This window comes from Pectobacterium polonicum, assembly GCF_005497185.1.
GTDB classification, from domain to species: Bacteria; Pseudomonadota; Gammaproteobacteria; order Enterobacterales; family Enterobacteriaceae; genus Pectobacterium; species Pectobacterium polonicum.
Map to the genome: position 1 here is coordinate 406,001 of NZ_RJTN01000002.1, position 13,563 is coordinate 419,563.

Consider the following 13,563-nt stretch of genomic DNA (forward strand, 5'->3'; position numbering starts at 1 on the left):
TGCCTGCGATAAGCCACTGCTGAAGTGCGAAAATGATGATAATAGTTATCAGTATCATCTGTAAAGCACTTTGTTGAGAATTTTTCTCATTTCCATACTGACTATGGGGTTCCTGCCCGCATCATCGCTGTCGATTGCAGACTTAATGCCCCGTGGGATTAAACAGTCTATGACTGTAAAAATCTGGGATCGCCTCAATCAGACGTAGCTGGTTTAATGCTGGATGCAGCGGATTCACCAGCGCATTACGCATGCTGCCAAATGGCTTAACCGTGCTGGTCGGTACCCAAATCACCAGCGATTGCCCAGCGTTCAAGCAGCGCGACCCCAGCGCCTGCACGTCCGGCATAAACGGGTAGCGGTGCCAGTCCTCAGGCAGCATGTCCAGTGTAATGGATTCTTGCGGGACGTCATCCGGCAGCTCATACACGCCCAGACGATAGCTGGCGGGCAGCAACTGCGGCGAAGGCAGATAATTGCCCATTTCCAGCATCGCGACGGCGGGCGTTTCACTGAAATATAGCACTGGCGTATTAGGCTGATTGAAACGCGCACCGTGCTGGAAACTCACGCCCGTTTGTCCTGAAAATGCTTCGAGCCAGACCGCTTTGGTAATGCGGTAAAGCCTCATATAAATTCGCCGTATTCAATACGACTCAGCGCGTTATCAACCAGTTGACGCCCTTTGTGCGTATCCAGCATTTCTGCTGGCGTTTTTCCGCCAAAGGCCGGAATACCGCTCTCCATCCACAGTTGCGCCTTCGCTTCATCTTCAAACGTCGTCATGGCTTTTAACCACAGGCGGAACGTCTCCAGCGCCGCCTCCCCCTGCTCCAGCGTTAAATGTTTACGGCGAAACAAACGGGAGATGTTCGAGGGATCGACGGACAGCGCCGAGCCAATTAGCTTACGGCTTAACCCGCTGGCATCCGCCCCGCGTTTCAGCAGCGCACCGGAGATCCCGCTGCGCACCACATTAACGAACATCAACGGGTCATGAAAAACGCCGTCAGGCAATTCAGCTTCGCGAGCAAAATTTTCAACTTTAAGGCTTATCTCGGCATTCATAATTATTTCCTCGTCATTATGACTTAACTATAGCATTCATTATGACGTTTTCAATCAGCCATCCGGCGACTCAAACGGTTGGAAAGTCGCCAGACGCACACAACAAGAGTGGGGAGGACGCCAAGAGTGCGATACACTCTCTATAACCGTATTGACTGAAAAATCCCGTATGTTCGGAAAAACCTGTTTCGCACTGGCACTCACCTGGCTGGCTTTACCCGCACTGGCCGCACCGCAACCCGTGCTAACGCCGCCTGCTCCGCTGGAAAACATCCACCAGAGCGGTTTTGTCTATTGCGTCAATGATGTCCTGAACACGTTTAACCCGCAAATGGCGCGCAGTGGCGTCACGATCGATACGCTGGCGGCGCAACTTTATGACCGCCTGCTGGACGTCGATCCTTATACTTATCGGTTAATGCCAGAACTGGCGCAGCGCTGGGAAGTATTGGACAACGGTTCGACGTACCGTTTCTATTTGCGTCACGATGTCCCGTTCCAGAACACGTCTTGGTTCAGCCCGACTCGTAATATGAATGCCGACGATGTGATATTCAGTTTCCAGCGCATGCTGGATAAGAAACACCCGTATCATGATGTCAACGGCGGTGAATATCCCTATTTCGATAGCCTGCAATTCGCCGATTCGGTGCAAAGTATTCGCAAATTGGGCGAATACAGTATTGAAATCCGCCTGAACAGCCCAGATGCCTCTTTCCTGTGGCATCTGGCTACACATTACGCGCCGATTCTGTCCGCTGAATATGCTCAACGTCTGGTGAAAGAAGATAAGAAAGAGCTGCTGGATCGCGAACCGGTCGGCACCGGGCCTTATCTGCTCAGTGAATACCGCACCGGACAATATATCCGTCTGACGCGCAACGTCGACTACTGGCGCGGCGTGCCGCGTATGCCGCAGGTGGTTATCGATCTTGGCTCTGGCGGCACAGGCCGTTTATCCAAACTGTTGACGGGCGAATGTGATGTCCTCGCTTACCCTGCTGCCAGCCAATTGGCCATCCTGCGTAACGACCCGCGCCTGCGTCTGTCGCTACGTCCCGGTATGAACGTCGCCTATTTGGCATTCAACGTACGAAAAGCGCCGTTGGATGACCGCCGCGTGCGGGAAGCCATCGCGCTGGCGATCAATAACGATAGGTTGATGCAGTCAATTTATTACGGCACAGCGGAAACGGCGGCCTCTATTCTGCCTCGCGCGTCGTGGGCGTACGACAATGAATCGCAAATTACGGAATATAATCCGCAGAAAGCACGACAAATCTTGCAGGAACTGAGGCTGACTAACCTGAACCTACGCCTGTGGGTGCCGAGCGCGTCACAATCCTACAACCCTAGCCCGCTTAAAACCGCAGAGCTGATACAGGCCGATCTGGCACAGGTTGGCATCACCGTGACCATCGTTCCGGTGGAAGGCCGTTTTCAGGAAGCACGGTTAATGGAGCTTAGCCACGATTTAACGCTGGCGGGTTGGGCAACGGACAGTAATGACCCGGACAGCTTTTTCCGCCCTTTGCTAAGCTGCGCAGCGATTCGTTCCCAGAGCAACTATGCTCACTGGTGCAATCCCACCTTTGATGAAGTGCTGCAAAACGCGCTTTCATCACAGCAACTCTCTAAGCGGATTGACTATTATCAGCAGGCACAGCGTATTCTGGCAGAACAGTTACCCGTTCTACCGCTGGCGTCGTCATTGCGGCTGCTCGCTTACCGCTATGATATGAAAGGGCTGGTATTGAGCCCGTTCGGCAATGCCTCATTCGCGGGCGTATACCGTGAGGAGCAGCAAGCGCAGCAGAAGCCCTCTGCACCGGAAACCGTGGAGGAAGCACAGCCGTGATTATTTTTACCTTGCGACGTCTGGTGTTGCTGATCGTCACCTTGTCACTGCTGACGCTGGTTGGCTTCAGCCTCAGCTATTACACGCCTAACGCCCCACTCAATGGTGCTGCGCTGTTTGATGCCTATCATTTCTATCTCTCTAGCCTGCTTCAGGGCGATTTTGGCCGTTCCAGCATTAACGGACAGGCCATCAGTGAGCTGCTGAAAGAAGTGTTCCCGGCCACGATTGAACTTTGTCTGCTGGCGTTTGCGCTCTCGCTGCTGGTCGGTATTCCACTGGGGATTACCGCAGGCGTGATGCAGAACCGCGGGGCGGACATCGTGATCAGCACACTGGCGCTGATCGGCTTTTCCCTGCCGGTGTTCTGGCTGGCGCTACTGTTGACGCTGTTCTTCTCGTTGCACCTCGGCTGGCTACCCGTTTCAGGCCGTTTCGATCTGCTCTATCAGGTGAAAACCGTGACCGGTTTTGCGCTGATTGATGCCTGGCTGTCCGATTCACCCCATCGCGGCGAAATGATCGTCAGCGCCATCCGCCACCTGATTCTGCCGATTACCGTGCTGGCCGTCGGGCCAACGACCGAAGTGATCCGCCTGATGCGCGTCAGTACCACGGAAATTATCAGTAAAAATTACATTAAAGCAGCGGCAACCCGTGGGCTATCACGCTTTACGATCATTCGCCGCCACCTGATTCACAACGCGCTACCGCCGATTATTCCCAAGCTGGGGTTACAATTTTCCACCATGCTGACGCTGACAATGATTACCGAAGTGGTCTTTAACTGGCCGGGTATCGGCCGCTGGCTGGTGAACGCCATTCGCCAGCAGGATTTCGCCGCGATTTCTGCGGGCGTGATGGTGGTCGGCGCGATGGTCATCACGGTCAACATCCTGTCTGATATCTGGGGCGCTATGGCAAATCCGTTGAAACATAAGGAATGGTATGCCCTACGATAACGTCTATAGCGAAAAGCGGCTGCCAAGCCGACTGGGCGATACCTGGCGGGCATTCCATCAGGATATGCTGGCAATGATCGGGCTATATGGCTTTTTGATCCTGATCGGCCTGTGCCTGTTCGGCAAGTTTCTCGCACCTTATGAAGTTGATCAGCAATTCTTGGGCTATCAACTGCTGCCGCCTTCCTGGTCGCATTACGGCGAAGTGTCGTTCTTTCTCGGCACCGACGATTTAGGACGCGACCAGCTAAGTCGCTTATTGAGCGGTGCCGCCCCTACCGTTGGCGCGTCGCTCATCGTCACCTACGCGGCGGCGCTGTGCGGCATCGTGCTAGGTGTCTTTGCGGGCGTTACGCGCGGGCTACGTTCGGCGATGCTCAACCATATTCTGGACACGCTGCTATCGATTCCGTCGCTGTTGTTGGCGATCGTGGTGATTGCCTTTATCGGCCCGAAGCTCGAGCACGCGATGCTCGCCGTCTGGCTGGCGCTGTTGCCGCGCATGGTGCGCACCATCTACAACGCGGTGCACGATGAAATGGACAAAGAATATGTGATCGCCGCCCGCCTTGACGGTGCGTCCACGTTTTATCTGGTCTGGTACGTCGTACTGCCCAACATCGCCGCACTGCTGGTTTCAGAATTTACCCGCGCGCTGTCGATCGCCATTCTGGATATTGCCGCGCTGGGCTTTCTCGATTTGGGCGCACAGCTGCCCACCACCGAATGGGGTGCCCTGCTTGGCAACTCGCTGGAGCTGGTTTATGCCGCGCCGTGGACCGTGATGCTGCCCGGCGCGGCCATCGCGCTGAGCGTGTTAATCGTCAACCTGCTGGGCGACGGCATCCGCCGCGCGCTCGTCGCGGAAACGGAATAAGAGGCGACGACTCCCTATGCCATTACTTGATATCCGTAACCTGACGATTGAATTTCTGACCCCCGACGGCGCCGTAAAAGCCGTTGACCGCGTCAGTATGACGCTGAGCGAAGGGGAAATTCGCGGGCTGGTGGGCGAATCCGGTTCAGGCAAAAGCCTGATCGCTAAAGCCATCTGCGGGATTACCAAAGAAAACTGGCGCGTGACTGCCGACCGCTTCCGCTTCGATGATATCGACCTGCTGCAACTGTCGGCGCGCGAACGGCGGAAACTGGTCGGCCATAACGTCTCCATGATTTTTCAGGAGCCGCAATCTTGTCTCGATCCGTCAGAGAGCATCGGTCGACAATTGGTGCAGGCGATCCCCGGCTGGACCTATAAAGGTCGGTGGTGGCAGCGAGTTAACTGGCGCAAACGCCGCGCTATCGAACTGCTGCACCGCGTCGGGATTAAAGATCACAAAGACATCATGGGCAGTTATCCCTATGAACTGAGTGACGGTGAGTGTCAGAAAGTGATGATTGCTATCGCACTGGCGAACCAGCCGCGTCTGCTGATTGCCGATGAGCCGACCAATGCGATGGAATCCACCACGCAGGCGCAGATTTTCCGCCTGCTGTCGCGCCTGAACCAAAACAATAACACCACGATCCTGCTCATCAGCCATGATCTGCAAACCATGAGCAAATGGGCGGACCGGATTAACGTGCTTTATTGCGGACAAACGGTGGAGAGTGCCACCTGTGAAGATTTGATCACCGCGCCGCATCATCCTTATACGCAGGCGCTGATCCGCGCGATGCCCGATTTTGGCCGTTCACTACCGCACAAAAGCCGGTTAAACACCCTGAACGGTGCGATTCCCTCACTGGAACACTTACCGATTGGCTGTCGGCTCGGCCCACGCTGCCCTTATTCACAAAAACAGTGTATGCAAACACCGCCGCTGCTTTCCGTGAAGAACCACTTATATGCCTGCCACTTCCCGCTCAACATGGAGGAACCGTGATGGTTGAGATGCTGCTTGAAGCCCGCAACCTGACCAAGACGTTCCGCTACCGGACCGGGCTGTTCCGTCGTCAACATGTTGAAGCGGTGAAATCCGTCAGCTTTACGCTACGTGAGCGCCAGACGCTTGCCATCATCGGCGAGAACGGTTCGGGGAAATCGACGCTGGCGAAAATGCTGTCAGGCATGATCGCGCCGACGTCCGGTGAACTCGTTATCGATGATCATCCGCTGCATTATGGCGATTATGGCTACCGCAGCCAGCGTATCCGCATGATTTTTCAAGATGCGAGCAATGCGCTCAACCCGCGTCAGCGTATCGGGCAACTGTTGGATGTTCCGCTGCGGCTGAATACCGACCTCAGCGCCGAAGCGCGCGAAAGAGCGATTAATCAGGCGCTACAGCAGGTCGGGTTACGTCCCGATCATGCTTATTACTATCCACATGCGCTCGCGCCGGGGCAAAAACAGCGCGTCGGTCTGGCGCGTGCGCTGATCCTGCAACCGAAAGTGATTGTCGCCGATGAAGCGCTGGCGTCGCTGGATATGTCTATGCGGTCACAGATTATTAATCTGATGCTGGAATTACAGGAAAAGCACGGTATCTCTTATATTTACGTGACGCAGCATCTGGGCATGATGAAGCACATCAGCGACCAGATTCTGGTGATGCAGGCAGGTGAAGTGGTCGAACGCGGCAGTACCGCCGACGTGTTGTCCGCCCCGCTCCATGACCTGACGAAACGTCTGATTGCCAGCCACTTCGGCGAAGCGCTTAGCGCGGATGCCTGGCGACGCGACGGCGCACAACGTTAACCCGCGTGCTCCAGCGGGTAAGTACCGCTAAGCTACAGGTCGGTGGAAAATGGGGACACTGCTCGGAGTACCCCTACCGCCCCCAACATGGTAGAATTGCGCGGTTTATTCATCTCGGTCGTCACTTGCCGCGTAGGTTTACAGGCACAGACGTGGCGATCGCAGCAACAATGATCACAAGGATTACTGCTATGGGTTTTCTTACCGGTAAGCGCATTCTGGTAACAGGTGTTGCCAGCAACCGTTCTATTGCCTACGGTATTGCACAAGCAATGCAACGTGAAGGTGCCGAACTGGCGTTCACGTATCAGAACGAAAAATTGAAAGCACGCGTTGAAGGCTTTGCCAGCGAACTGGGTTCCAGCATCGTTCTGCCGTGTGATGTCGCTGAAGATGCGAGCATCGAGGCACTGTTTACCGAACTGGCTAACGTATGGCCGAACTTTGATGGCTTCGTACATTCCATTGCTTACGCACCGGGCGACCAACTGGACGGTGACTACGTTGATGCCGTTACCCGTGAAGGCTTCAGCATTTCTCACGATATCAGCTCTTACAGCTTCGTCGCGATGGCGAAAGCCTGCCGTAAGATGCTGAACCCGAACTCTGCGCTGGTTACCTTGTCCTACCTGGGTGCTGAGCGTGCTATCCCTAACTACAACGTGATGGGTCTGGCAAAAGCCTCTCTGGAAGCGAACGTACGTTACATGGCAAATGCCATGGGTGCTCAGGGCGTGCGCGTCAACGCCATCTCTGCGGGCCCGATTCGTACACTGGCTGCCTCCGGCATCAAAGACTTCAAGAAAATGCTGTCGCATTGCGAAGCCGTTACGCCAATCCGCCGTGTCGTGACCATTGAAGACGTGGGCAATTCTGCCGCGTTCCTGTGTTCCGATCTGGCTGCCGGTATCTCCGGTGAAGTTCTGCACGTTGACGGCGGCTTCAGCATCGCCGCGATGAACGAGCTGGAACTGAAATAAGTCATAAAAGTAGCCTATCTCGTATAGGCTACTTTCTCTACGTCAAATATTCCCTACTCCTATTTATTATTCCTCTTAATCTTTGGCAGTGAATTTCTGCTTTCTTTTTGATAGTTAATTCTGTATTAGCGGATTATGGGCAGATAATAAAATAATTAAAACTTCACATGGAGTGTTAAATGGTTATTCACAAAGTCTGCGCAAACGATAGCTTTATTGAGGAATTGTTAAATGGGTGGATTAGCGCAAATCAACGCTATGTTGAACTATTAAACAGAACAGATTGCTGTTGGTGGTACAACGAACGCACTAATGTCAGCGTTCTTGCTGGGGCGGCGTGGTCATTAGGCTGGACAGCGATTGAGGAATATCCATCAGGCAAAAAAATAAAGGGTGATACAGGAGAAAATCCTGATAGTAATACCAGTAAAGGGCGAGTTGATCTTTATATAAAAAGTGAATTGAAAAGCATTGCCCTCGAAGCTAAGCATGTATGGCACAACCTGGATGAAAATACAAATACCATTAGAATAGATAGAGGGATGAATAGTGCGCGCGACGACGCAGGACGTTTAAAAGAACAAGCAAACCGCCATTTTTCGGCAACATTTATTGTTTTCTACACTAAAGAAAGCCCAAACGAAATTATTCTCGAAGAGCGCATCACCGCTACAATTAATAATGCAATTAAAAATATAAGTAAGGAATCTATCTCCTACGCCTATCTTATTGATAATAAATCAGCATTTGTGAACCATAAAAATGAATTTTATCAAAGTGTTGCATTAGTGCTGGAACAGATTGAATTGAACTCAGCTATTAAATAAGCGCTTATGCATTATCGACCCCAGCACACAGGGCGATGGAATGAAGAAGTGATTTTTCACCGTCGTTCTGGTTACTCATTTCCTTGCGGCAAACTGGTACGAATATGCTGCAATAGGGCAATAAAGGCCTGTTTATCTGCCAAATTATTCAGCACGCGGCTGGATATCACCGTGGTGTCCAGTAATGCGATCTGCTCAATAGCATAGTGCAGTGCGTGACCGAATTCTGCTGGTTCCAGTTTACGAGCGGCGGCGTACAGTGTATCAGCATAGAAATCAAAGGCATCAAAGCCGCAGCAGGCGGCCACACACTCAGTTTCAATAGCCGCCCATAAGGGCAACAATCCTTCGAGCAGGTAATCAATATTAACAGCCTGCTGATACCGCCCCGTTAAATCGGGTAAGACAATGCGGTCGTTATCTCCTATCGAGATAAAATTTTCCTTAATAAGCGCCACGTTAGTCCCCTTCTGGTTCCGTGCCATACATCAGGTATTCCCATTCAACGAATCCCTGAAAAGAACCGATAAATGTCATCCGAGGAAGATTGGCAAACTCTTTTTGCATAGCCCAGGTTAAATGTACAACCGATACACGATCAGCCTCCTGAATATGTTTCAGCAGGATGTCATCATTACCATCACGATAGGCAATCACATCAATATCAACGCCATGGAGTGGATGAACGGTTGGCAACTCAAGCTGATATTCAGCCAGTAAAGCCTGCTGTTTTTTGCCGTTGGCATATTCCCATCCGGCGGGAAGTTCTAGTGTAGAGGACATGGTATTTTTTGTTTAATAGAGAAAAGGCTATTTTACCGAAAGGCTGGGAAAATAGTGAGTTAAACAATCAAATTCCTCAGGAGGCGCGAATACAATGTTCACTTTCACCGTATAGCCACCAAATAATCTTTATCCAGCAATTCAAACCTATAATGCCGCTGAGAAGAAAAGATAATCTCTCGCGCTTTTGTCACAAAAATCGCTTCAATATCCGGCTGGTGTTGTAAAAACTTGATACCTGCGTCCACGCCCATGCCGTAGAGCAATGTCGTATAGATATCACCATCGAGGGAATCGTTCGAGATAACCGTCACGCTGTGCAGTTCATTATCCAGCGGATACCCCGTCCGGGGATCGAGAATATGATGATAGATATGATCGTCCACGGTAAAAAAGCGCTCATAGACGCCGGACGTCACCACGGATTTATTCTTTACTCTAATCACACCGAGCAGACTATCGCGGTCCGCAAAAGGTTTCTGCAATCCCACGCTCCATAGCCCCTGCTCATCCGTCAACGCGCTGCCGATAGCCAGCACATTCCCCCCCAGATTAATCAGCGCATCCTGAATAGCGTGTTGATGCAGCACGTCCCTGACGATATCGGCAATATAACCTTTCGCAATCGCGCCCAGGTCGATCTCCATTCCTGCTTTTTCTAACAATACGGCGCAGTCTTGTTCTCTGAGGATAATACGTTCGGGATCGGTTAATGCCAGCGCCCGATCTATCGATTCACTGTCAGGCACCGTGCTGCCGCTAAAACCGATTTTCCATAGTTTGACGACAGGGCCGATCGCCACGTTAAAGCGACTATTTTCAATCAGGCTTACCGTTTTAGCGCGCTTAATCAGCGCAAAGACAATCGGGCTGACCGAAACGAATGCTTTACCCGCCGCGTGGTTGATACTCATCACTTCCGACTGTGCCCGATTAACGGTGAGCAAATCTTCGAGCTGCTTGATGCGATGGAAAACCTGCCTGACGGCGGTTTCATCATGGGTAAACAGTTTAAGCAGGATAGGACTGCCCATCAGATGTACGGAATAGACGTAGGCGTTATCGACAGAAGGCATAGGGTAACTCCCATGAACAAATTGCAGTGCAGAGAGGAAACGGTCGAAACAGGGCGAACGCCCTTTCAGACGCTCGCCAGCGGCTCCACTACTCCATCATAGCCGACTGTTTTTCAGCGATTTTATCCGTGGATTCCACAAACCTTGCTTTACGAGCCTTAGCAGGAGAAAACCCAGAATGACGCGGTGCACGAGCATACGCCGCAGCCTGAATCCCCGCCTGAATACCGAAGATAATGATATCCGCCACGGCGTTACCCCCAATGCGGTTCGCACCGTGAATCCCACCCACCACTTCCCCTGCCGCATAAGCGCCGGAGATCGTCTCTTTGTGACGGTTCAACACCTCCGCTTTCGCGTTAATCGTCACACCGCCCATCGTATGATGCACGCCCGGTGCCACCTTAATCGCATAGTAAGGTGCCTGATTCAGCGGATCGCGCATCCCCGTGGTTCGGCCAAAGTCTTCATCGTGTTTGTCGGCAATAAAGGTATTGTAGCGCTCAAGCGAGGCGTGCAGCGCTGCCTGCGGTATATCGAGTTTCTCGGCCAGTTCCGCTACGCTGCCTGCGCTGACGGTCAGCCCTTGAGCGACATATTCTTCAACCGCCCGGTTGCGATTTCTTACCTGTTCATCAAACAGGATATACGCGTATTCTTCCGGTAAATTGACGATGGCGGACGAGACGTTATCGCGCGTTTCCATTTCGTTAAAGAAACGCTCCCCGCGCTGCGATACCAGAATGGCACCACCGCCGCGAATGGATTCGGAGATCAGATAAGAGGTGGTCTGTTCGACCGTCGGATGGGTTTGAATTTCCCCCATGTCCACCGTATCCGCGCCGATCTGTTCCAGCAGGCGAATGCCACCGCCTGTCGCGCCTTTGTGATTGGTGGTGACGAAGCCTTTCAGGTCTGGGCGGTATGACTCCACCATCGCCTGATTGGCACTAAAACCGCCCGTGGCAACAATCACCGCTTTTGTCGCAATCAGGCTCTCTTCCTGCTCATCATTGACGACTCTGACGGCGGTAACCTTGCCCTTCTCCTGCACAATTTCGGTCACCGACGTTTCCAGCAGCACCTCAATATTGTATTTATTAAGGTTCTTAATCAGCCCGCTGACCAGATAGCCGCCCACCGCTGCGCCATTGGCAGGGCGATGCGTTCTGTCAACGCTCATGCCGCCCGTCGTCGTAATATCACTCAGTTCGATATCGTGCTGCGCCAGCCAGTTAATCGCATCAGATGCGTGATCGACAAAATATTGCACCAGCGTCGGGTTATTTTTCTGTTTTCCGCTTTTCAGCGTTTCGTTATAAAACAGCGCGTGGCTATCTTCGATGCCTTTATTTTGCTGGAAGACCGTTCCCGCCGCGTTCATACCAGCAGAGGCCTTAATCGTGTTGCCGCCGATGACCGGCATCTTTTCAATCACGATAACGCGCGCGCCCTCTTCACTGGCCTGAATCGCCGCCGCCAGCCCTGCGCCGCCGCTGCCAATCACCACCACATCCGCCTCGCGACGCGCATCCGGGTTACCGCCATCGGCGATAATAGCGTCTTTGCTGGATTTCACCATCGCCTTGGTGACGGCTTTTTTAATCGCTTCACTCTGCGCCGTTGCGCCCGTTACTGCATCTACGTGGGGGCTATTGGTATCCAGAATGCGCTCACGGATAATCTCAAAACTGATTTTCAGTGAATCATCAATCTCGCTATTATCCAGCGCAATATCGGCGACCCGATTTTGCTCGAAATGGACGGTAATTAGCAGTTCGCCACCTTCATCCTGAACGTTTTCCTGATAAGCGCCGGATTTAAATTTCTTGCCGGTTAAATTCACGTCCCGAATCATGGCTTCAACTAATGAAAAACGCCACAGCGGTTCAGGAATCATTAATGCTTCACGTTTATCGCTGGCAATATAAAGATCGCGTTTTTTCTGTTCGGCAATGCAATCCATCCAGTCTGGATAAGCAATACAGGCTCTGCCAACGGCAATCAGGTCGTAACCATTTTCTAACGCTGCATCGGCATCGGCTTGATTGACAATATCCCCGACGCCAATCACCGGAATTGCCGCTAATGTCGCAGAACGGCGGGCAACGTATTTTTTAATCAGCGGCGTCGGATCGTTTGTCTCGATAATCGATGAGCGCAGGATATTTCCCATAGAGAAGTGGACGTAATCCAGTCCGCGCGCCGCCAGTTTTTCCAGCAGATAGAGCGAATCATCAAAATGAATGCCCGGTTCTTCGATCTCTTCTGGCGAGAAGCGATAGCCGATGATAAAGGACGGATCGGCGTAGTTATCGGCGACAGCATGGGCAATATCCAGAACGGCAAGCGGAAACGCCGCGCGTTTGTCACGGCTGCCACCCCATTGATCTGAGCGCTGATTAGAGTGAGGTGAATAAAACTGCTGGATCAGGTAGGTGTTGGCTCCGTGGATTTCTACACCATCGAAACCCGCCTGAATGGCGCGATGGACAGCATCACCAAACTTGCCGATCATGGCTTCCACTTCATCACCTGACAGCGCGACCGGAACGATGGCACCCGCGCGCGGTGCCGCGATGGCGCTAGGGGCAACGGGCGTCGCACCACCAATGAAACGCGGCTCAACCATTCTGCCGCCATGGTAAATTTGCAGGATCGCCGTCGAGCCTTTTTCTTTAATCGCTGTCGCAATGTTGGCGAGTCCGGCAATTTTGTCGTCGTTGTCTATCCCTATCGCGCCGGGAAAAGCCAACCCTTTATCATCAATAAAACAGCATTCCACAATCACGGTGCCGATGCTGCCAGCTCTGAGCTGATAATATTCCACCAGCTCTTTGGTCACGCTTCCATCATAAAATCCACTACAGGTGGTCATCGGAGCCATCAAAACCCGATTTTTCAGCGTCACGCCGTTGGGGAGAGTAAAAGCAGCAAATAAATCATGGTGACTATTCTTCATAATGAATACTCCACTTAAAATAAAATCCTGTTCGAAAAGGCCATGTTTTTCTTTTAATTATTAATTCTTCTGGCTGATAATTTGCGAACTTATTACTTACCAAGTATCTATTTTTTTTAATGTTATAAAATGTTTTCTTAGTATTTAAACTATTTTGTAGATCCGCTTTCATTAGGGGTATTTGTACAACTCTTTTTTATATTTAATATTCCATTCACTTCATTAACATCTTCTTATCCTTAAAATAACCAATCTGATATTATTTATATTCTGCATAACAAAAAAACACCCTGGTAAACAATAAGACTGGGGCGTAACAGAAACAAAAAGAGAGAATTATTGGTCA

The 13,563-nt window shown here is 51.8% G+C and carries 13 protein-coding genes; 7 read left to right on the forward strand and 6 right to left on the reverse strand.

Translation table 11 applies throughout. From position 1 onward, the window contains the following. Positions 1-142 precede the first annotated feature (142 nt). Both EDI29_RS04180 and EDI29_RS04185 read right to left on the reverse strand, forming a co-directional pair. Positions 143-631 carry an RES family NAD+ phosphorylase gene (locus EDI29_RS04180; RefSeq protein ID WP_040031582.1) on the reverse strand — a complete coding sequence of 163 codons (489 nt, stop codon included), beginning with the start codon at positions 629-631 and terminating at the stop codon, positions 143-145. Further along, entirely contained in the window at positions 628-1,068 is a 441-nt protein-coding gene (locus tag EDI29_RS04185; RefSeq protein ID WP_137739857.1) for an antitoxin Xre/MbcA/ParS toxin-binding domain-containing protein, read from the reverse strand. Before EDI29_RS04185 ends, EDI29_RS04180 begins: the two co-directional genes overlap by 4 nt. Positions 1,069-1,237: 169 nt before the next feature. Between EDI29_RS04185 and sapA the strand changes: the two genes are divergently transcribed. The 7 genes from sapA to EDI29_RS04225 all read left to right on the forward strand — a co-directional run bounded on the left by sapA (position 1,238) and on the right by EDI29_RS04225 (position 8,396). After that, positions 1,238-2,926, forward strand: coding sequence for an ABC transporter substrate-binding protein SapA (gene sapA, locus EDI29_RS04190; RefSeq protein ID WP_137739858.1), 1,689 nt, complete (start codon positions 1,238-1,240; stop codon positions 2,924-2,926). After that, positions 2,923-3,888, forward strand: a complete 966-nt coding sequence (gene sapB, locus EDI29_RS04195; protein ID WP_107167546.1) for a putrescine export ABC transporter permease SapB — start codon at positions 2,923-2,925, stop codon at positions 3,886-3,888. The genes sapA and sapB overlap by 4 nt, the downstream gene beginning before the upstream one ends. Beyond that, the gene (gene sapC, locus EDI29_RS04200) at positions 3,875-4,765 is read left to right on the forward strand and encodes a putrescine export ABC transporter permease SapC (protein WP_040043321.1); all 891 of its coding nucleotides are present in this window, start codon (positions 3,875-3,877) and stop codon (positions 4,763-4,765) included. The genes sapB and sapC overlap by 14 nt, the downstream gene beginning before the upstream one ends. A 16-nt stretch (positions 4,766-4,781) precedes the next feature. Continuing rightward, on the forward strand, positions 4,782-5,774 hold the full coding sequence (sapD, locus tag EDI29_RS04205) for a putrescine export ABC transporter ATP-binding protein SapD (RefSeq protein ID WP_137739859.1): 993 nt from the start codon (positions 4,782-4,784) through the stop codon (positions 5,772-5,774). Continuing rightward, a complete protein-coding gene (gene sapF, locus EDI29_RS04210) occupies positions 5,774-6,589 on the forward strand; it encodes a putrescine export ABC transporter ATP-binding protein SapF (RefSeq protein WP_005972439.1) in 816 nt (271 codons plus the stop codon). The genes sapD and sapF overlap by 1 nt, the downstream gene beginning before the upstream one ends. A gap of 191 nt (positions 6,590-6,780) precedes the next feature. After that, on the forward strand, positions 6,781-7,569 hold the full coding sequence (gene fabI, locus EDI29_RS04215; RefSeq protein ID WP_137739860.1) for an enoyl-ACP reductase FabI: 789 nt from the start codon (positions 6,781-6,783) through the stop codon (positions 7,567-7,569). A gap of 179 nt (positions 7,570-7,748) precedes the next feature. After that, positions 7,749-8,396: a hypothetical protein gene (locus EDI29_RS04225; protein ID WP_137739861.1), complete on the forward strand. Its 648-nt coding sequence runs from the start codon at positions 7,749-7,751 to the stop codon at positions 8,394-8,396. A 71-nt stretch (positions 8,397-8,467) separates the two neighbouring features. Here EDI29_RS04225 and EDI29_RS04230 read toward each other — a convergent pair whose 3' ends face one another. The 4 genes from EDI29_RS04230 to EDI29_RS04245 form a co-directional block, all read right to left on the reverse strand. Next, the gene (locus EDI29_RS04230; protein ID WP_137739862.1) at positions 8,468-8,854 is read right to left on the reverse strand and encodes a DUF6331 family protein; all 387 of its coding nucleotides are present in this window, start codon (positions 8,852-8,854) and stop codon (positions 8,468-8,470) included. A gap of 1 nt (position 8,855) precedes the next feature. Beyond that, the gene (locus tag EDI29_RS04235; protein WP_137739863.1) at positions 8,856-9,179 is read right to left on the reverse strand and encodes a hypothetical protein; all 324 of its coding nucleotides are present in this window, start codon (positions 9,177-9,179) and stop codon (positions 8,856-8,858) included. A 104-nt stretch (positions 9,180-9,283) separates the two neighbouring features. Continuing rightward, on the reverse strand, positions 9,284-10,255 hold the full coding sequence (locus EDI29_RS04240; protein ID WP_137739864.1) for an FAD:protein FMN transferase: 972 nt from the start codon (positions 10,253-10,255) through the stop codon (positions 9,284-9,286). Between the two features lie 88 nt (positions 10,256-10,343). Further along, entirely contained in the window at positions 10,344-13,217 is a 2,874-nt protein-coding gene (locus EDI29_RS04245) for a flavocytochrome c (RefSeq protein WP_137739865.1), read from the reverse strand. Between the last annotated feature and the right edge of the window lie 346 nt (positions 13,218-13,563).